Source organism: Murimonas intestini (assembly GCF_024622195.1).
GTDB classification, from domain to species: Bacteria; Bacillota; Clostridia; order Lachnospirales; family Lachnospiraceae; genus Murimonas; species Murimonas intestini.
Genome location: NZ_JANKBI010000011.1, coordinates 138,076 through 157,404 on the forward strand (window position 1 = coordinate 138,076; position 19,329 = coordinate 157,404).

The 19,329-nt window shown below is 45.3% G+C and carries 13 protein-coding genes; 6 read left to right on the forward strand and 7 right to left on the reverse strand.

All coding sequences use genetic code 11. The annotated features are described in order from the left end of the window. Positions 1-10: 10 nt before the first annotated feature. From NSB28_RS15715 to NSB28_RS15730, 4 genes are all read right to left on the reverse strand, one after another. Positions 11-2,185, reverse strand: coding sequence for a dynamin family protein (locus NSB28_RS15715; RefSeq protein ID WP_109747510.1), 2,175 nt, complete (start codon positions 2,183-2,185; stop codon positions 11-13). A 45-nt stretch (positions 2,186-2,230) separates the two neighbouring features. Then, a complete protein-coding gene (locus NSB28_RS15720; RefSeq protein ID WP_109747509.1) occupies positions 2,231-3,883 on the reverse strand; it encodes a phospholipase D-like domain-containing protein in 1,653 nt (550 codons plus the stop codon). A gap of 29 nt (positions 3,884-3,912) precedes the next feature. Further along, positions 3,913-5,220 carry a M48 family metallopeptidase gene (locus NSB28_RS15725; protein WP_109747508.1) on the reverse strand — a complete coding sequence of 436 codons (1,308 nt, stop codon included), beginning with the start codon at positions 5,218-5,220 and terminating at the stop codon, positions 3,913-3,915. Between the two features lie 121 nt (positions 5,221-5,341). After that, a complete protein-coding gene (locus NSB28_RS15730; RefSeq protein WP_109747507.1) occupies positions 5,342-6,109 on the reverse strand; it encodes a hypothetical protein in 768 nt (255 codons plus the stop codon). Between the two features lie 369 nt (positions 6,110-6,478). Between NSB28_RS15730 and NSB28_RS15735 the strand changes: the two genes are divergently transcribed. The 6 genes from NSB28_RS15735 to NSB28_RS15760 all read left to right on the forward strand — a co-directional run bounded on the left by NSB28_RS15735 (position 6,479) and on the right by NSB28_RS15760 (position 14,844). Continuing rightward, entirely contained in the window at positions 6,479-8,251 is a 1,773-nt protein-coding gene (locus NSB28_RS15735; RefSeq protein WP_257497561.1) for a sensor histidine kinase, read from the forward strand. Further along, a complete protein-coding gene (locus NSB28_RS15740) occupies positions 8,245-9,771 on the forward strand; it encodes a response regulator (RefSeq protein ID WP_109747505.1) in 1,527 nt (508 codons plus the stop codon). Before NSB28_RS15735 ends, NSB28_RS15740 begins: the two co-directional genes overlap by 7 nt. A gap of 124 nt (positions 9,772-9,895) precedes the next feature. Beyond that, positions 9,896-11,269 carry an ABC transporter substrate-binding protein gene (locus NSB28_RS15745; protein WP_109747504.1) on the forward strand — a complete coding sequence of 458 codons (1,374 nt, stop codon included), beginning with the start codon at positions 9,896-9,898 and terminating at the stop codon, positions 11,267-11,269. Between the two features lie 10 nt (positions 11,270-11,279). Further along, a complete protein-coding gene (locus NSB28_RS15750; protein WP_109747503.1) occupies positions 11,280-12,176 on the forward strand; it encodes a carbohydrate ABC transporter permease in 897 nt (298 codons plus the stop codon). Then, positions 12,176-13,021 carry a carbohydrate ABC transporter permease gene (locus tag NSB28_RS15755; RefSeq protein WP_109747502.1) on the forward strand — a complete coding sequence of 282 codons (846 nt, stop codon included), beginning with the start codon at positions 12,176-12,178 and terminating at the stop codon, positions 13,019-13,021. Before NSB28_RS15750 ends, NSB28_RS15755 begins: the two co-directional genes overlap by 1 nt. Positions 13,022-13,257: 236 nt before the next feature. Next, a complete protein-coding gene (locus NSB28_RS15760) occupies positions 13,258-14,844 on the forward strand; it encodes a glycoside hydrolase family 2 protein (RefSeq protein ID WP_257497560.1) in 1,587 nt (528 codons plus the stop codon). An 8-nt stretch (positions 14,845-14,852) separates the two neighbouring features. Here the strand turns inward: NSB28_RS15760 and truA are convergent, their stop codons facing one another. From truA to NSB28_RS15775, 3 genes are all read right to left on the reverse strand, one after another. Next, positions 14,853-15,599, reverse strand: a complete 747-nt coding sequence (truA, locus tag NSB28_RS15765; protein ID WP_109747500.1) for a tRNA pseudouridine(38-40) synthase TruA — start codon at positions 15,597-15,599, stop codon at positions 14,853-14,855. A 155-nt stretch (positions 15,600-15,754) separates the two neighbouring features. Then, positions 15,755-18,427 carry an alpha-L-rhamnosidase-related protein gene (locus NSB28_RS15770; protein WP_109747499.1) on the reverse strand — a complete coding sequence of 891 codons (2,673 nt, stop codon included), beginning with the start codon at positions 18,425-18,427 and terminating at the stop codon, positions 15,755-15,757. Beyond that, positions 18,427-19,323, reverse strand: coding sequence for a glycyl-radical enzyme activating protein (locus NSB28_RS15775; RefSeq protein WP_109747498.1), 897 nt, complete (start codon positions 19,321-19,323; stop codon positions 18,427-18,429). The genes NSB28_RS15770 and NSB28_RS15775 overlap by 1 nt, the downstream gene beginning before the upstream one ends. Positions 19,324-19,329 lie beyond the last annotated feature (6 nt).

Sequence of the window (19,329 nt, forward strand, 5' to 3'; positions counted from 1 at the left end):
CTGCTCCTCCTTACTTGTCCTCTTCTGCCGGATGCGGAACCGCCCATTCTAAAATATCACTTTCTGAGAAGCCGCGCCCAAGCAGGATCCTGCCCAGGTCATTAAAGTTGTCCATGAGCCCTTCTTTAATTCCGTTCAGACGTTTCAGTTCTGTTTTTGAATCATAATCTTTCTTCCGCTTACTTTCAAGCAGGTTCTTTAACTGACGTTCCTTCTGTTCAATCTGGGCCATGAATTCACCCGTAATTTTTGTCCTGCTCCTGCCCAGATTTTCTCCAAATTTATTTTCCATTTTTATTGCAAAACTATCATGCTCATTTTTTAATGTCTGGACAGTCTCGCCCTTTGAAGACATTATGATTTTTTTACCAATATTCTGAGCGTTCTTATTGATCCGCAGCAGACCCCAGAGAGCGCGGGCAATCAGATAAATCAGATATGTCCCTGTAAATATACTTACTATGGTCGCAATACAGTATTCCGTAATGGTAGTAACAAGTGCATCTTTGATAAAGTCTCCCCATGATTTCCCACTTACCATATCAGTAAATAAATTATCAAAATCCCGGAAGAATACAATTCCCACAAGCAGCTGTCCTAAATTGGCTTTGCCATTGATAATGCCAATATCTACATTCGCCGACAGCGCTATATTCCTCAGGATCTGTTCTCCATCCATACCGCTGGTACTCAGGTCTTTTATGTTCTCACAATAATCCATTATTGTCTGGGTCATACGGTTAATAGCTCCGTCACTGGCTGCGGCAGCAGAGTGGGCCATCTTCTCTGCCTCTTTCCTGATATACCCATTAATGGCATCCACAATAGGAGCCACAATTTTACGGAACTCTTCGTCCCGCGCCATTTTATCCTCCTGGCCCTGAGGCTTATCCTTAAATCTTCCGATAAGATCCTGCCCCCAGTATTTTACTTTCAAAGCGACTATTTTGCCTTCCTGTTTCATGCCAAACTTTACATCCTGGTTTGCAAAATATTCTTCCCAGTTATTATCAACACTGCGTACAAATCCGTCATAGCTTGAGCTGATATTTACCAGTATTTCCTGCAGTGCACTGTCAAAGGCCTGATTGATGCCATTGATTGTACGCTTAAGTTCCCTGGCTGTCTTTTCCTGTTCACGGAGCCTTTTTTCAAGCTCTTCCACACTCTTTCCTGCTTCCTCACCATATGCGTTGATGGACTCAGCGGTTGCCTTATACATAGCAGCCATCTGAGGAAGATATCCTTTATACCCTTCTTTATCAGCGTCAGAGGAGAGCAGGAAATTATTCAGAGCCGTTTCAAATTCCGGAACTCCCGTATACTCATCATCCTCCGGCTGAACTGGCGTCTCTACAAATCTTATTCCTTTTCGCTCTTTTTTAGGCATACCGGTCCGGGCACATTCAGAAGTGTAAGCATCCACAAAGAACACCCGGGAACGATACAGTTCTTCGTCAAACCTTCCGTCCGTATCTGTAAAAACTTCGTGCAGTTCATCGAAAACTCTCTTTTGAAATTCCTCCGTGCTTTCTTCAGTCACCATATTCCACCAATTAACTACAAAAAAGACATTGCGCAGGCTGCGGCGTTCAAAATTTTTCTGCACATACTGGCGTTCATTCTGATTCAGCGCATTTGTTGCATTTATCATAAATACGATCGCATCCGCTTTCGCTGAAAATACTTTTGCGATCCTGTCTTCAGTACCTGTATTATTCAGGCCCGGAGAGTCCACATACATTACAGTCTTATTCGGCATTTTCCTATGTACTGTCACATAATCAATTTCTTCGTATTTATGTTCATTTCCGTTCTCTACCCTGTACTTCTCGAAAAAATTAGTGACTGATATTTTTTCATCGGGGCGTTTACCATCCTTAAAAGTAATGACCATCTCATCCCCGCTGTCACCGTTAGCGATTTTTGTAATGACCGCTGTCTCTGGATTAATACTTGTACGCAGCATTTTTTGCCGCATCAGGGCATTCAGCAGGGTAGATTTTCCTCCATTAAACACCCCTGTAAATAGTACCTGGAATAAACCGGCACGGAATTCTTCACTTTTATCCTCCATCCGCCCCGCCTCAACGTCCATTCCTGCCAGATGCAGCAGTCTGGCAAATGCATCCATTTTTGCAGTTACTTCATTCCTCAGTTGCTCCACATCTTTGTAATTCTCCATCTTTTACTCTCCTTTGTTTTATTTTTATGCCTTTAAGAAAGGCTGTTAATCAGAGATCATGGCATACAGGCGGGGTAAATCCACCTGTGCGGCCTGACGGATTTCCTCCATCTTCCCATATACCTGCTGTGCGCTTTCCTTTTGCTTTACCAGCTCATTAAGCACTGCACTGACAAATCCATCATAAGCACTCTTTATATCTTTTTCTGCCTTTTCTGCGATATCTATAAGTGCAGCTTTCAGTTCCTCCGAAAGTTCACTTGTTGTCCTCTGGCATATCTCGTGGGCTTCCCTTTTCAATACCTCTCTGTTCTCCGCCTGGATTTTTTCCCGGGACAGCTTTTTAATAGCCTGCGATCCGATAAGCGTCCCCAGCGCCAGAGGCAGGGAGCCCAGGATCAGGACTGGGACAGAGCCTATAAGGAGTGCTTTGGATATCCTGTTTATTTTGTTCTCCGTCTCTCCCTGGGGTAATTCAACTCTGTCCGGTACTGCCGGCTGCATACAGATCATATCCAGCGCCCACTCCGGCACATCAGTAAAAAATTCCCCGGCATCCAAACGCATCTGTTCTTCCATTTCAGACACTATATTTTCTGCAGTAGACCTCATTTTCTTTGTCTGCTCCACACTAAGCTGTTTCCACGCAGAGGAGATAAAATCCGGAATCATTCTGGCTGTTTTGTCAAGATCAGATGACTGGCCGATCCCCTCGCAGATATTTACGTACATCTGGCTTCCATATTTCCTGACAGCCGTAATACATTCAAATGCAGCTTTCCCAGTCAGCTCCCCATGTACATTATTTGCGGCAATTGCCCCTTTGCGGCGCATCCCATCCCCGCATTTCTGCAGCTGTGTGATATAGCTCTCAAGCTCTTCTATATCCACGGCAGAGTGCTGCTGCATCTCATTGAGCACCTCTGCCGTCTCATCACAGCAAAGTTTAGCCGTCTGCAGTGCGGAGAGGTTTCTCAGCTCTTCCCCTACATTTGTAAGGTTATCAAAAATATACTGCTTCAAGCTGCCGTCACCTGCTTCAAAGGAACGGCACTGTCTCCCTAATGAATCCAGGTACCAATCCAGGCGTGACTTAAGCTCTTCATATGCCTCTGGATCATTTATCATCCCCATATCAGTAACCAGGATCGCAAACCGGGGCAGTCCAAAGTACCTCTTTACACACTGCTCCACAAATTCCCGTTCTTTAGCTGTCAGCATCTGTACCGCACTCGTAACCAAAAAAGCATAATCTATTTCCGCAAATTCCTTCTTCCAGTCAAAGTCCTCAAAGCCATTTACGTCACAGATCAGCTCTGCATCCATCTTTTCCAGGTTTTCACTGGCACTTTGAAATACTGCATGGACAGGCTGTTCCCCTCCTGCCAGCTGCTGCGCCGCTGACACGTCATCTGTCGTTTCTGTATCCGAATGTACATAACGGATACATACGGAACTTCTGACACTGCTGCTATTCATGTCTCCCGGCAGTGCACTGATAGAAAAAACCTCTTCCAGGGCATCGGCCAGCCCCTGAAACCTGCTGGAAATAAAGGCTGCCCTCATCTTGGAGGAATGCTGCAGCTGTCTTAAGCCTTCACTGCCAGCCTGTGTGATCGCCAGGCTTCCTAATTTTCTGCCTATTGCCAGGCAGCCATTACAGATATCTTCTGCATTTTTACAATTAAATTGATTCATTTTTCCACTCCTGTCATATTAATTTATACTTATAGAATTACCTTAATAATTTCCCCTGTTTCTTTTTCAAGCGTTTTATCATCAAGCAAGATTTCTCCATGCTCAGGAACCAGCCCGCTCAGCCGGTAGTACTTTTCTGAATGCGCAAACAGCCGCAATGCCTCCATCCGTTTTGACAAGACGGGGTGTTCTGTCATTAACTCTCCATATCTGCCAATATGCGCCTCGTTTAAATGAGTATTGGAATCATTAATATATTCTTCAATATCAATGCTGTCCGCATTCATAAACCCTGCTTCCAATTTCAAAAGTGTTCTGCAGGCTGTCTCCACATCCTGGCAGCAAAGCAGCCCGGCCCGGTCCGCAGAAATCTCAGAACGCCTGCCCCACGCCTTAAGCGGCCAGGCAATAGCCTGATAGATCACCGGCCCTGCCACTGGAAGCAGTTCTGCAATATTTCCGAATGAACTTAAAACGGTGTGGTACAATACGTGTCCCAGAGCAATATGTCCGCATTCATGCCCCAATACAAACTTCATTTCCTCCTCTGTGAGGATTGCCTTCATCAGACTGCTCACCGCTATGTAACTGAATTCATCTGTCCCCATTGTCATGGCGTTAATGCCTCTGACAGAGGAAGACACAACAGTATAAGGTACTGATATACCAAGCGTACCTGCGCAGTGCCTGAGTACAGCAGACAGTTCCGACTCTTTATTATCCACGCGGATACCTGAAGATAGCGTCAGTCCATAAAACGCATCCACGGAAAGATCCACCGCCCCTTTAAAGACTTTATTTACCGCCGGGGTATCCAGCACCCGGATAATACGTGCATCTATCGGAAGTGCAAAATCCAGCGCATGCTGCCGGAATTTTTCCTTACTGCCCTCCTCCTTTTTCCCGGCGAAATCCAAAAAAGATGGACACTGCATACTGTAATCTTCTTCATTCATTTTGTTCACTCTCCCCACCTCCTGTATATCAGGCCTGCATTTACCCTCAGCAGATTCTTTGTCAGTCCCTTTTAACCAAAATCCCCATCCCTGTATCATGCTGTCATATATCATCTGCCCCAGCACCCGTGGATCACAGCAGCTGACATATGAAGAATGAAGAGAACGGACCTCGATTTCAGGAGCGATGTATGTTTCCTGATTCCTTACCATATAAAGCCTGATGCCTAAAAGAATATCCGCCAGCGCATCAAGAGCCGGCTCCTTTGTATGTGTTGCCCCGGAAATAACCGTAAAACCATCCTCCAGAAACAGATTAACTTCCGGATAACCGTCCCCAGATTGGGTTATTACAGTCTCTGTGCCGCCGCCAGGCAGCATCTGCTCACTGATGTTTATATAAAATGATCCGATCTGACTTCACCCCATTTCCTGTTTGATAGGCACAGGATAACATATCGGCTAACTCATGTTGTCACTCTAAAAGTGACATTTATATATTCTAATCAGAGTATCCAACCGGCTTTTCATTAAACAGGTCCAGCATCTGGTTGAGGGTATCTATCGTATAAGGCCCGTTTTTAATCACGTAGGAAATAATCGTCTCCCGTCTGCTGTCCTTCCTGAATGTATAACCCGCGGCATTCAGTACCCTCAAGGTATCCCAATAGTCCAGCTGAAGCCCCGCCGTCAGCCAAAAGAGTGTCTCTTTTCTGGGATTATAGCCGGGCCTCTTAATTTTATTGAACAGCTGCCGTGAAAAATGGAGCGAATTGTAAAAATCCGAATCAGTAGAATAGCCTTTCTTCTCAATATATTCCCCAAGAATCTGATACAGCGAAGGATGTATTTCCTTCAGCTTCCTGTCTATGCCTTCCTCTGCCAAATGCTTGGCTGCACCATCCTTTGTACGGATTCCGGCAATAATCTGCCCGATTTTTGAACTTTCGCCATATTCTGCAAGCAGCTCATCCAATTCTCTGTCATTGCAGTGGGTAAGGATAGAATACAGGAGCGTTTCATCCGAATCATTTTCCTGCCTGATATGCATGCCGTCCCCGTTAAAAGGTCCACAGAACTTTACATACATTTCTCTCCAATGTTTTTCAGGGCTTCTTCCCGCCAATAGACCCGAAACCAGGTCTCCCGGCTTGCTGCGTTCCATAGATACACTTTCTGCCAGCAAATCTTCTTCCTGATTATCTTCCGTCCTGACAGGTAATTGCTGCAGTATTTTATTTAATTGATCAGCTTCTTTAAAATTAATCATTCTATTAATCACCTCTGTTTGAGTGGATCCATCCCGCACTCATTAAATTGTATCCATTGATGCCATTATATCAATTAATCGTTATATATTCAACTTTTATACGTCATATACATCTTTATTCAAATTCTGCCGCAGGCATCTGTTTTTCTATGCCGGACAGATGGATTATGATATCTTATTGCTGGATATTGAGATGGGAACTATGGAATTCATTTCTTGATAAAGCCCCGCAGCTAAGATATACTTAATGGAGCGAAGTATGCCCATCCGGAAGCACTAAGATATATGCTACATGCAGGCGTATACTTAATATTGGCTGGAAGAATGGGCGGACAACATCTGTCTGCATTCTATCCCCCGGGAGATGACATGAAATATACCATTATTAAAAGATTAAATAATATACCATTGAAACAAAAAATACTGGCTATAGTGCTTATAGGAGTATCTGTCGTGGCCGCAGCGTCTTTTACTGCTGTCCATATCTTATCCGGCTCTTACAATAAGCTTCTGTACCAGACCCTGTCGGAATCCATGGAGTATTCCTCCGGTGAGATTGTTGAATACATGCAGAAGATGGAAAACCTCACCACTATGTTTCTGGCTGAAGAAAAGGTGCAGGCTAATCTGACAGCAATAAAAGAAAGCAGCCGGGATTCCAGCATTTCTATGAGTTCAGTACAAAATATGCGTTCCTATATTGGCGAGTACTACCAGTCCTTTTCTGATGGGATTCTTAAATATATCAGCCTTTATATGAATACGTCCACAGTATATACAAATATAATTGCTGCAGATAAGACTCCGAAGGAAATACAGCAGGAGATTATCCGGCAGGCCGATATTAAGGACGGTGCGCCCTGCTGGGTAACAGGCTACATGGACGAGTATGGCCTTTTTCTGGCCAGGAAAATCCGTCAGATTGAAACTCTCCGGCTGGATAATCTGGGGACTATCCTTCTGAATATAGATATGGATGCTCTTGTTTCCTACAGCACAAAGCTGGAAGACCAGTATGGAGAATCAGGATATGTGATACTTGATGGGGAAAAGATTTTATATCATACCGACAATCTGCTTCAGGATCCCTCAGAGCAGATCCATCTAAATAAGATCAGCAAATATGGGGTACTGCAGCTGGACGGCAGTAATTATTTTGCAGTCCACGGCAGCATAAAGGAATATGGCTGGGACTATTACTGTCTCATTTCTTACGATGGAATATCCAGCCAGCTTGCAGGGATCAAATGGATCTGCCTTCTCATCATTATTTTAGATTTTCTGGCAGTGATCTTTTTATCTGTCAGGCTTGTCGGCAGGCTTATGGTCCATGTGAGCAGACTCACTCATAAAATGCAGCTGTTTGCAAAGGATAATACCAGGGTGCCGGAGGTCGGATATGACTATTCCCAGAGAGGTGATGAGCTTGGAACCTTGAATCGTCAATTTGATGAAATGAGCGAAACAATCATACGGCTGATACAGGAAAACTATATTAATGAAATCCTGAAAAAGGAAGCACAGCTCAAAGCGCTGGAGAATCAGATCAATCCCCACTTCCTCTACAATACTCTGGATTCTATCAAATGGCGGGCCAGGGCTGCCGGTGAAAGAGATATTTCCGATATGGTGGAAGCCCTGGCAACGCTGCTTCGCACCTCTCTGAATAATAAAGATCAGGATGATTTTACTGTGGGCAAGGAGATGGAGATCATACATTCCTACATAACAATACAAAAATTCAGATATGAAGACAGGCTGGATTTTGAAAACCGCATCTGTCAGGCGTACTATCCTGTATCTATCCCCAAGCTTGTCATACAGCCTCTGGTAGAAAATTCCATCTACTATGGACTGGAATCAAATGTAGAAGAATGCTATATTATCTTAGAGGTAAAGGAACAGGACAATATACTGCATTTCTATGTCAAAAACACAGGGTCCGAAATGGAAGAAGATCTTCTGGTCAGGCTTAAGTCGCATGATATCACTCCGCATGGGCACGGAATCGGACTTATCAATATAGACAAAAGAGTAAAGATGCAGTACGGCGATGAGTATGGCCTCCGGCTGTACAATGAAGAGGACTATGCCGTCGCTGAACTTATCATTCCAAAATTACAGGGAGATCAGGGATGCTGAAATTAATTATTGCAGATGATGAACGTGTAATTCGTGAGACTATATCCAGACTGATAGACTGGGAGAGTATCGGGGTGGAAGTCGTCGGTCTGTGTAAGAATGGAATTGAAGCCTACAATATGATTCTGGACGAATCTCCGGATATTGTGATGACAGACATCAGAATGCCTGGATTAACAGGTCTGGAATTAGTCAGGGAAATCTCCCAGTCAGACCAGAGAATACAATTTATAATCTTGTCCGGCTATGAGGATTTTGAATATGCAAGGGAAGCTATGAAATATGGTATACGCCACTATCTGCTGAAGCCCTGCAATGAAGAAAAGATTAAGGAAAGCATTCTCAAAGCCGGTGAAGACTGCAGGGAGGCAAGGCGCCGCCTGGCGGAAAAGGAGCAGCAGAGCCTGATGACAAAGACGATCCGCCAGGATATTGTCTATCATCTGCTGATGGACGGCATTTCTCTGAAACATGAGAAAGATGACGGTCTAAAGAAGAGGCTGGCAGAGCTGGAGGAATTTTACGGACAGTATGCTGATTTCTACCAGCACCCATGCCGCCTTTATTACGTCTATTTCCTGGAGCAGCAATATCTGGAAAAATTACTCGGCCGTCTGCGCCAAAATGAAGACAAAAGCCAAAAACAAAACATCTTTTATGGCGTTTATGTAAAAAACACTCTCCTTCTATTCTGCTATGAGGCTCTGGATACAGGGGGCCTGAAAGCAGAATGCGGGGAAGCTTCTGACTCAGTGACTGTAGAAGAATCCGCATACTCCACCCTTCTGGAGCTTCTGGAAGCCGTGCTTGTCAGGATAAGAAGATATGACACTATATATGCCATACACAATTTTAAACCTATCTCTATACTCAATAACCAGAATATCCTGCCGCATATCCAGAATATTTATCTTCAGCTGGAAAAATCAAAGGGCGATGATGCAGGAAAACTGTGTGCAGAGCTGCGTCTAATGGCTGAAGGTGCTACCCAGGCTGACTTTCTAAAAATGCTGGGAAGCAGTATTTGCATCCATTTGCCTACAATAGTGGCATGTTCATCAGTAGAAGTGGCAGAACTGATGAAGGAGATCAACCAGTCAGAAGATATTGAACAGCTGCGGATAATGACTGCGGACATAATCAGCCGGATTGAAAACGAATTGTGTCTGACCGGCCAGGAGTACGGAGTACTGGTGGATAAGGTTATGGCCTATGTGGAGGAACACCTGTCAGATAAGAATCTGACCCTGAAAAAGATCGCAGAACAGCACCTGTATATGAATGTGGACTATGTAAGCCGTCAGTTCAGAAGGATAACAGGAATTAAATTCTCACAATATCTGTCGGATCAGAGAGTAAAAAGAGCAAAAGAACTTCTCATGGATGCCGGCACAGGAAAAATACAATATGTGGCAGAACAGGTAGGTTGCGGCAATAATCCGCAGTATTTCAGCCAGATATTCAAGAAGTCTGTAGGAGTCACTCCTGGAAAATGGGCATCACAGATGCAGAATAAGTAATTTCAGAAACGCCTCGGTTTTTTGAACACAGTAGTCGGTTTTCACGGATTGAGAAAACCGGCTATTATTCTTATAATAGGATCATCAACTAATTCAAAAGACAAAGTGAGAGGAGAACTTAACAATGAAAAGAAAAGCATTAGCACTGGTGCTGACGGCAGCTATCACAGGGTCGCTGCTGGGAGGCTGCAGCACAGCTGAAGAACAGACCCGGACAACAGACACAGAGGATACGGCAGCCGTCAAAACAGACTTACAAAAGGAAGTAGTCAAGTCAGGCAGCTCAGATGACATTAAACTAAGTGTATTCTGGTGGGGGAGACAGCTGCGGAACGAAAAGACTCAGCAGATATTAGACATGTACGCAGCCGAACATCCGGGAATCACTTTTGACGGCCAGTTCTCGGCAGATTACTGGACAAGGCTGGCAACGCTTTCTGCCGGTCATACAATGCCGGACGTGGTCCAGATGGATTATACATATATTTCCCAATATGCCGAAAAGGGCCTCCTGACAGACCTGACGCCCTATATTGAAGACGGTACCATAGATGTGAGCAATGTGTCTGAAGATATCCTGGAAACAGGCAGGGTAGGCGACGGCATTTATGCGATCTGCAACGGGATCAATGCCCCGGCGCTTCTTTATAATAAAACACTGCTGGACGAGGCAGGTATCCAGATACACGATTATATGACATTAGAAGAATTTAAAGATGTCTGCCGGGAAGTATATGAAAAAACAGGATATAAGACAAGCCTGAGCTACGGCAGCAACACAAACGGAGATTTTCTGCCATATCTGCTGAGGGCGCAGGGTAAACTCCTTTACGGCGACGGCAAATTCGCAGTTGACAGTGCAGATGATTTTGTGCAATTCTTTTCAGTATTTGAAGATGGTATCAAAGAAGGATGGCATGTAGATCCTAGCCTGTATGTTGAGAGGACAAGAGGCCAGGCTGAACAGGATTGCCTTGTATATGGAAGCAGTCCAGAGACAATGTCATGGTGCGGCTTTTACCATTCCAACCAGCTGGTAGCCATGCAGAATTCAGCTCCTGAAGGCACTGACATCGCTATGACTACATTTCCTTCAGATAATCCCGAAATCTCCAATTATCTGAAGCCCAGCCAGTTTTTCTCCATCAGCACAGACAGTAAGTACCCGGATGAAGCGGCCGCTTTAATTGACTATATAACTAACTCTGAAGAATGCAACAATGTCCTGCTGGGAGAAAGAGGCGTTCCCATTTCCAGTGTGATCTCAGAAGCTATATCTGTCAACCAGTCGCCGGATGAGCAGGAAGTGGTACATTATATCAACGATGTAGTGACACCGAAATCTACAAAGATCAATCCTCCTGCTCCCGGAAATGCAAGTGAGGTTTTCAGCCTGATCGATTCTCTGACTGAAAAGGTTCTTTATGGGGAGCTTACAGCAGAGGAAGCTGCAGCTTTGCTGTTTGAACAGGGCAATGAATACCTTGCAAAGGAGTAACCTGACGCAAATGAAAAAAAGACACAGAATCAGTATTTATAAGGAAAGTACAGCGGGAATTATTTTTTGCCTTCCATTTATAATCGGTTTTCTGCTTTTCCTTGTCATTCCCATGGGGATATCTCTGTATTATGCCTTTTGTGATTATGGAATTTTATCCCCTGCAGTTTTTTCCGGATTAAAAAATTTTAAGATCATGATGGCAGATGAACTGTTCTGGAAATCTCTGCAGATCACCATTTTCTATGCCGTAGTATCAGTTCCTTTAAAACTTGCCTTTGCTCTTTTAGTGGCCATCCTCTTTCAAAAGACTTCAAAGGCAACAGGGCTGTACCGGGCTCTGTATTACCTTCCTTCTATTATAGGAGGTTCAGTAGCTGTTTCTATCCTGTGGAAAAGGATGTTTGCTACGGACGGCATGGTAAATCAGATACTTCATGGACTGGGGATCGAAGCCAGCATACCATGGCTGGGAAATAAAAATACTGCCATATGGACACTGATCCTTCTGACTGTATGGCAGTTTGGCTCTTCCATGCTCATATTCCTGTCCTCACTAAAGCAGATACCCCGTACATTTTACGAGGCATCTACAGTGGACGGGGCAGGCAGATGGAAGCAGTTCACCAGCATAACCCTGCCGCTGCTGACACCCACCATATTTTTCAACCTGGTCATGCAGATGATAAACGGACTGCTGGCATTCACTCAATGCTTTATCATCACCCAGGGCCAGCCCTTAAACTCCACGTTATTTTATATGGTCCATATGTATAACCAGTCATTTGTACACTATAATACCGGCTATGGCGCTGCACTTGCCTGGGTAATGATACTTATTGTAGGCACTGTAACAGCAGTTCTGTTTGCCACAAAAAAACGCTGGGTATACGACGGAGGGTTCTGATGAAGAAAAAGACTAAAATCAAAAAGACCGCTTATCACATCTTTGTCAGCGTGTTTGGAATAATCATGATCTATCCTCTTCTGTGGATGGTCATGAGCTCCTTTAAAGAATCAAATACGATTTTCATAACAGCCGGCTCTCTGATTCCTGAAAAGTTTGTACTGGATAATTATATCAACGGATGGAGCGGATTTGCCAAGATCAGCTTTGGGACCTTTTTTAAGAATTCCGCCTTTATATCGGTGACTGCCACTATAGGAACCATCATATCCTCATCACTGGTAGCCTTCGGCCTGGCCAGGTGCCGTTTCAAGGGCAGAAAGCTCCTGTTCGGAGCCATGCTGCTGTCCATGATGGTTCCGGCGCAGGTGCTCATGATCCCGCAGTACATCTGGTATCAGAAGCTGGGCTGGGTAGGCTCCTACCTGCCTTTGATCGTTCCATACTGTTTTGCCATCCAGGGATTCTTCGTGTACCTGATGGTCAATTTCATAGACAGTATTCCAAGGGAACTGGATGAAGCCGCCAAAATTGACGGGTGTTCCTATTTTGGGATCTATTACCGCATCGCACTGCCTCTTATGGTTCCTGCCATGGTGACAGCAGGCATCTTCTCTTTCATGTGGAGGTGGGAGGACTTCCTCTCCGCGCTCTTATATGTGAATGAAGCCCAGAAGTACCCGGCATGCCTGGCTCTGAAACTATTTTCAGACCCCGGCTCCTCTTCAGACTATGGCGCGATGTTCGCTATGGCAACGCTGTCTATTATACCTATCATATTGATATTTATCTTCTTTCAGAAATATCTGGTGGAAGGAATCTCCACCTCAGGCCTGAAAGGATAGTCATAAACATGACTGCTAAAAATTTTAAGGAGGAATAACGTGACTGTGAAGTTACTATTTGCGGAACCGCGCTTTCAGCGGGGCCGCGAATAGTAACACTGTGAAAGCACCGGACAGTTACAAAATAATCGATCATGCTTAGAACATTTGAGACACACAAGATCCGTAAAACAACTGAATTATCAGGCAGACTGTGGGATTTCACCGCACTCTCAGGTGATAAAGAGGGTGTATCCATGAAGGTGATGGTCCCAAGCTGCCTGGAGACGTATCCAGGTTTTGGAAACTACAGGGGACTGGCTTCTTATGAAACTTCCTTTGAAGCTGAAGGGAACATCCGCCTGGAATTCAAGGGTGTAAGTCATTTTGCCAGAGTCTTTGTAGATGGAGAGGAAACAGCACAGCACTATGGCTCCTATACTCCCTTCGATATATGTGTAAAAAACCTTTCTCCGGGAATGCATTCCCTGAAAGTCATAGTTGATAATGACTTCCGGGATGAATATGTTTTAGACTTCCCTAATGACTACATGTCATACGGAGGCATTTCCAGGGGAGTCGCCCTTGAATACATAAAAGACATCTATATTGACTGGATACATGTAACGCCTCTGAGGGAAGCTGACGGCATATGGAGCATCCGCGCTGAAGTCGCCTGCCAGAACCTGTCGGAAAGCCCCCTGTATGCGGATGTCCGTTTAAAATTTCTGGATACTGAAGCATGCTGCCAGGGAAAACTGCTGCCGCCAGGCAAAAGTATCATTACCTTTGAAGATCTGGAAATAGCAGACGCCTGCCCCTGGAGCATGGAAGACCCTGTCCTGTATCCGGTTTCTGCCGCCCTTCTGCAGAATGGCGCTGTGGTGGATGACATGATCGAGCGTACAGGGCTGCGTCTTGTGCGTGTAGAGGGAACCTCAGTCCTGCTCAACAATAAGCCCTTGCGTATCAAAGGCTTCTGCAGGCATGAAGACCATCCTCAGTATGGATGCGCACTTCCTGCGGAAGCCATCGCCTATGATTTACAGCTTATAAAGGACCTGGGCGCCAACTCCGTCCGCACTTCCCACTATCCCAACGATGAGCTCTTCCTTGACATGTGCGATGAGCTTGGCATACTTGTGTGGGAAGAAAACCACGCCAGGGGAATCAATGGGGACCGCATGAAAAGCCCTTATTTTGAAGAACAGTGTGAACAGGTCATCAGGGAAATGATCACGGCGCATTATAATCATCCTTCTATATATATCTGGGGTATCTTAAATGAATGCGGCAGTGAGACAGAATATGAGAAGAGCTGTTACCGCCGCCAATATGACCTGATCAGGCACCTGGATAAAAGCAGGCCCTGCAGCTCTGCATCCTGCAGATTTGGCACTGATATCTGCCAGGACCTTCCCGATGTCTGCTCCTGGAATATTTATCCCTACTGGTATGATGATGACACTGCCTCCCAGAAACTGCAGAAGCTGCATGACTGGCTTAATACAGATGGAAACGGCGGGGGCAAACCCCTTCTGATCACGGAAGTTGGAGCAGGCGGCATCTATGGTTTCCGTGACACCTCAAGTGATGTATGGAGTGAAGACCTACAGGCAGAGATCCTGGAAAAACAGTTAAAGGAGATTGCCGCCAGCGATGACTGCATAGGTATGTATATCTGGCAGTTCTGTGATGTCCGGGTCAGCAGGATCTGGTGGGCGCTCAGACGGCCCAAGAGCCGCAACAACAAAGGTATCGTAGACGAATACCGCAGGCCTAAGCTGGCCTACCGCATTGTACGTGATATATTCACCAGCCTTCCTAATTATAGGGAAAAATAAACAGAAAACTACTTCTGATACCCCACCTCCTGCAGAAATAATCCCTTTGCCTCTGCAGGAGCGCTGGCCATCTCATCAGAATGCGCATCGAATATATCTCCCGCAGCCGTCACCTCTCTTTTTCCCAACCCAATATCTAAAAGAGTGCCCGCTATCATCCTTGCCATATTGTGGAGGAAACCGTCAGCTCTCATAGTGATCTGTATCTCCCTGGCATCCTGATATATATCGATCTCTCTCATATCTTTTACAGTTGATTTATTCTTTTTGACTGTAGAATAGTACCTGAAATCATGTTCACCCAGAAGTGCTTTGGCTGCTGTTTTCATTCTCCTGATGTCCGGAGTCTTGAATGAATAATAGGTGTAACGCCTGTCAAAAACACTGGGCACATCGCCTATGGCAATCCGGTATACATAAGTGACTTCCTTCGCATTCAAAGACGCATGAAAACGCTCCGGCATCTCCTCCGCCTCCAGGACTGCAATATCCATTGGCAGATAACGGTTCAGATAATTTTTTATGTCCTTTATCTCCAGGGCTGTGTTCGTCTTAAAGCTGGCTGTCTGTGCATACGCATGCACCCCTACCTCTGTCCTGCACCCGCAGAATAATTCCACATCCTGACCGTCCATTTTCTTCAAGACTTCTGTGATCTTATTTTCAATCGTATTTGTAGATTCTCCCTTGCCCAGACGCTGCCATCCATTGTAACGCGTTCCATCGTATTCCAGGGTCAGTTTAATATTTTTCATTATAATCCTCTTTCTTTTATCAAATTAATATGACAGCTGAATGTTTTTATTATAACATGTGAAATATCAGAATACAATACGGCTCCTATGGCGGGATGCAGGGCCAGACAGCGGATGGAATGGCAAATTAACAGCCAGAATATACACAGAAAGACTCACCTTTTTACTTCCAGAATATGCCTGCCTTCCAGATCCAAAGGTATCTTTGTACACAGCTTACCATCCAAGTAAACTGCTTTTATTCCCTCTCCTCCCTGTATATGAATATCATACACGGCCTTTCTGAATGGAAGGTTTAAAATCTCCAGTTCCTTGATTGACCCGGGCATACATGGGGAGAGTCTCATTCCATCCTCATCGTAGGAGATGCCTGCTGCTCCCCCAAGCACTGTTGCAAGAAAACCTGCCGCATGCCAGAGCTGGCCTGGCCATCTCCATGCAAGACCTGTTCCGTAATCTATCACCTCATAAAATTCTTTATTCAACACACAGCCTCTCACCTGCTGCCAGAGCAGCATTTCCAGCAGTCTGCTGTCTTTCTCCACGGAGGCTGCAGCCGCAAAGCCCGCCTGCCATACATACCATATAGAATTGCAGAGATGGTTCTTTTCCTTCCGGTACGGAAACAGACAGATACCATAGTCATTCATAGCTGTCTGGGGAAGCTTTTTTAAAATCCGTCGCCTCTGTTCCCCATTTGCAATATTAAAACGCGGCCACAGAACACTTTCCTCCCCAGATGTCTCCCAGAAACCTTTTTCATATGCTTCACTGCCCTTAGGGCCGCATGTAAAAAAGCCGCATTCTTCGTTCCAGTACAGATTCTGGACAGACTCCCTCATAAGGGCCGCCTTTTCTTCCCATAATTTTACTTTGTCCTCCCTGTAATTTATCAGCCGCCCCATCTTCCCCATTGCCTCATAAGCCTGCTGATAATATACTTGTGCCGAAAGTGCATAGCCGCCGTTCTCCGGTTCAGGAAATGCGTCATTAGATACTGCATTGCCGGCTTTAACCAGGTGCCTGACACTGTCATACAGGCCGTCTGCCTCCTCGGTTCTCTGCAAAAGTGCGGGCCATGCCTCATATAAAATTTCTTTATCACCTGTTGCCAGATAATAATCCCAGATTCCTGCCTGAGACATGGCCGCACCGTCAGAACCATTACTGATCCCCTTTTGGGAAATGTATAGTAAACTCCGTCTGGCATGCAGTCTGTCCGCCAGACTGCCCATTCTCAGTGCAATATGGGCAGTATCTCTCAGCCAGACGCCAAACCCTTCCCCCTCTCCCTGAAACAGCCCTGCATTCCACATCCCCTTCTGTCCGCTGAGTGCATAGCTGTCCCGGGTACATCTGTAAAATGTGTCAAATGCCAGCTTACAGGCACTATCCAAAACTGGTATTCCTGACTTAACAGAAGGATAAGCGTCTTGTTCATACGATGGATACCACTGTCCTGTTCTTCGAACCACGCGCGTCATATCGCCCCATATATTCTTTCTCCAGGAAAATTCCTCCACTACACGGAGCGGAGAATAGATACTGCCGTCACCTTTGACCCACGCAGCAGGTTCACCGCATGAAGCATCTTTTATACAATTCTCATAGATAGTATAATGGGCAGACTCAAATACCTTCTTCCCTATGGATATTTGTGACAGAACCTTCCTTTCTTCCTCTGACCAAAATATGCTTCTAAGTCCCCAGGCAGCAGCTGATTTCAGCACCGCAGTTTTCCCCGCACAAAATCCAATCCGGAATTCCTGTTCCTTCTCCAGACAGAAGGACAGATTATCTGTCATATCATTTGAAAACCTCTCTGTCTCCTTTTCCTTTTCTTTTCCGCACACAAAAAACACCCTGTTTTCTCCCAGCACAGCCAGCCACTCCGGTTCCATCCATCCCCGCAGCACAATGCTGCCCTTGTCTGCCTGCAGAGGCATTTTAAACCCTCCGCATTTTATCCATCCATTTTCCCATATCATCTTCCATTGGCCCAGATGAAACTCAGCAAAGGATTCCTCCCCCATATCTGCCTCTATGCAAAATTCAAAAGTACTCCCGCCAATATCCGAGCTTGTTCCTTCCGCCTCAGCAATTCTGATATCCGGCCACCTGCCCGGAAGGATACGAAAGTGCAGCGGTTTTAAAAAAGGAAGCTCCAATTCACTGTCCTCCCACACTCTTTTCCAGACACGCAGCTTTTCCAGTCCCTCCACAGGCTCTGTTTCCATTTTCTGTTTATTTTTCTTTCTCCGGAATACAGGCGAGAATCCATCACCAGCCAGAAATTGATATTCATAATTTCCTCCGGGAAAAACAGTCACAATACTTCCTTCTGACCCATACCAGTAATCCTGTCTGTCTGTAACAAATGGAATATCCTCCCTACTGCCGCAGCCTGCTTCATCCCGGTAAACCCAGTGAACCCAGTCTTCTGTGAGAGCATAGCCTTCCTGATAAACCTGGGTGCATCCTGCAGGAGTATACAGAAATTTTATCCAATATATGCCTTCAGACAGGAATATCCTTTCAATTTTTTTGATTACACCATACTGAAAAATAAAACGTATTCCCCGTAATGATGGCTCTTTTAGCTCTTCTACTGTCTCCGCCGCACCTAAAAGTACATTGTCCTGCTCTGAATAAATCTCTATCTCCCTGCCTGACAGACACGGCGGAAGCCTGATAAATGTCCATTGATCCACCCTGCCCTCCGACAGGCTCACCATATAGTCCCATTGGCCGCACTCCCCCTTTACACTTACAGCTGAAGGCAGCTTTTGCATATCTGCCGGAAGTTTTAAATACTTTTTCCCTGTCATTACGAAATCTCCGCCTTTAAACCATAGCCCTCCAGTATACACTTCAATTCCATCATCCGTTCATCTCCCGGAGGGTTAAATCTCTCCTGTACCACCCCGACCTCCCGCGCTTTCTGTACCCCAAATTCGTGATAGCTCAGCAATTCTGTCTTCAAAAGGTGTTTTCCAAGTCCGCTTAAAAATTTTCCGGCTGCATGCATATTTTCATCATCATCGTTTACCCCCTGGATCACAGGCATCCTTACAATCACCGGAGCCTTCCCTGCCGCTCTGGACAAGTTCGCCAATATCCTTTCATTAGACACACCGGTATAGAGTCTGTGCCTTGCCAAATCCATGTGTTTCAGGTCAAACAAAAACAGATCCACAGCCGGAAGGCAGTGTTCAAACACTTCCCACGGGATATTGCCCGCGGTATCCACAGTGATATGAACCTTCTCTTTTTTCAGAAGCTCAGCTATTTCCATCATTCCCTGCCATTGAAGGAGAGGTTCCCCTCCTGAAAATGTGACTCCGCCTCCTGATATTTCATACAATTTTCTGTCTCTGAGTAGTTCTTCAAGTAACTCCTCTTTTTTGACCCCGCCCAAAAGTTCCAGTGCTTTCGCATTACATACCCCGGCACATCTGCCGCATTTTATGCATCTGTCCCAAATAATACTGTGCACACCCTCATCTGAAAAAAGGTGTGCCATTTGAGAACAGACTTTTTCACATGACCTGCAGCCAATACAGGAGTTTTCCACATACCTCAAAGTCTTTTCCACATCAACCGACTCCGGATTATGGCACCACCTGCACCTGAGATTGCAGCCTTTTAAAAAACATGTCGTCCGTATTCCTGGTCCGTCATGAATCGAAAGATGCTGTATATTAAAAACATTCAGTCCAATCATTTATCC

Bases quoted from the DNA above. Each gene is read 5' to 3' on its own strand.
- NSB28_RS15735 (WP_257497561.1), top strand. From the start codon at position 6,479: ATGAAATATACCATTATTAAAAGATTAAATAATATACCATTGAAACAA.
- NSB28_RS15775 (WP_109747498.1), bottom strand. From the start codon at position 19,323: ATGATTGGACTGAATGTTTTTAATATACAGCATCTTTCGATTCATGAC.
- NSB28_RS15750 (WP_109747503.1), top strand. From the start codon at position 11,280: ATGAAAAAAAGACACAGAATCAGTATTTATAAGGAAAGTACAGCGGGA.
- NSB28_RS15745 (WP_109747504.1), top strand. From the start codon at position 9,896: ATGAAAAGAAAAGCATTAGCACTGGTGCTGACGGCAGCTATCACAGGG.
- NSB28_RS15760 (WP_257497560.1), top strand. From the start codon at position 13,258: ATGAAGGTGATGGTCCCAAGCTGCCTGGAGACGTATCCAGGTTTTGGA.
- NSB28_RS15725 (WP_109747508.1), bottom strand. From the start codon at position 5,220: ATGCTGCCTGGCGGCGGCACAGAGACTGTAATAACCCAATCTGGGGAC.
- NSB28_RS15740 (WP_109747505.1), top strand. From the start codon at position 8,245: ATGCTGAAATTAATTATTGCAGATGATGAACGTGTAATTCGTGAGACT.
- truA (WP_109747500.1), bottom strand. From the start codon at position 15,599: ATGAAAAATATTAAACTGACCCTGGAATACGATGGAACGCGTTACAAT.
- NSB28_RS15755 (WP_109747502.1), top strand. From the start codon at position 12,176: ATGAAGAAAAAGACTAAAATCAAAAAGACCGCTTATCACATCTTTGTC.
- NSB28_RS15715 (WP_109747510.1), bottom strand. From the start codon at position 2,185: ATGGAGAATTACAAAGATGTGGAGCAACTGAGGAATGAAGTAACTGCA.
- NSB28_RS15730 (WP_109747507.1), bottom strand. From the start codon at position 6,109: ATGATTAATTTTAAAGAAGCTGATCAATTAAATAAAATACTGCAGCAA.
- NSB28_RS15770 (WP_109747499.1), bottom strand. From the start codon at position 18,427: ATGACAGGGAAAAAGTATTTAAAACTTCCGGCAGATATGCAAAAGCTG.
- NSB28_RS15720 (WP_109747509.1), bottom strand. From the start codon at position 3,883: ATGAATCAATTTAATTGTAAAAATGCAGAAGATATCTGTAATGGCTGC.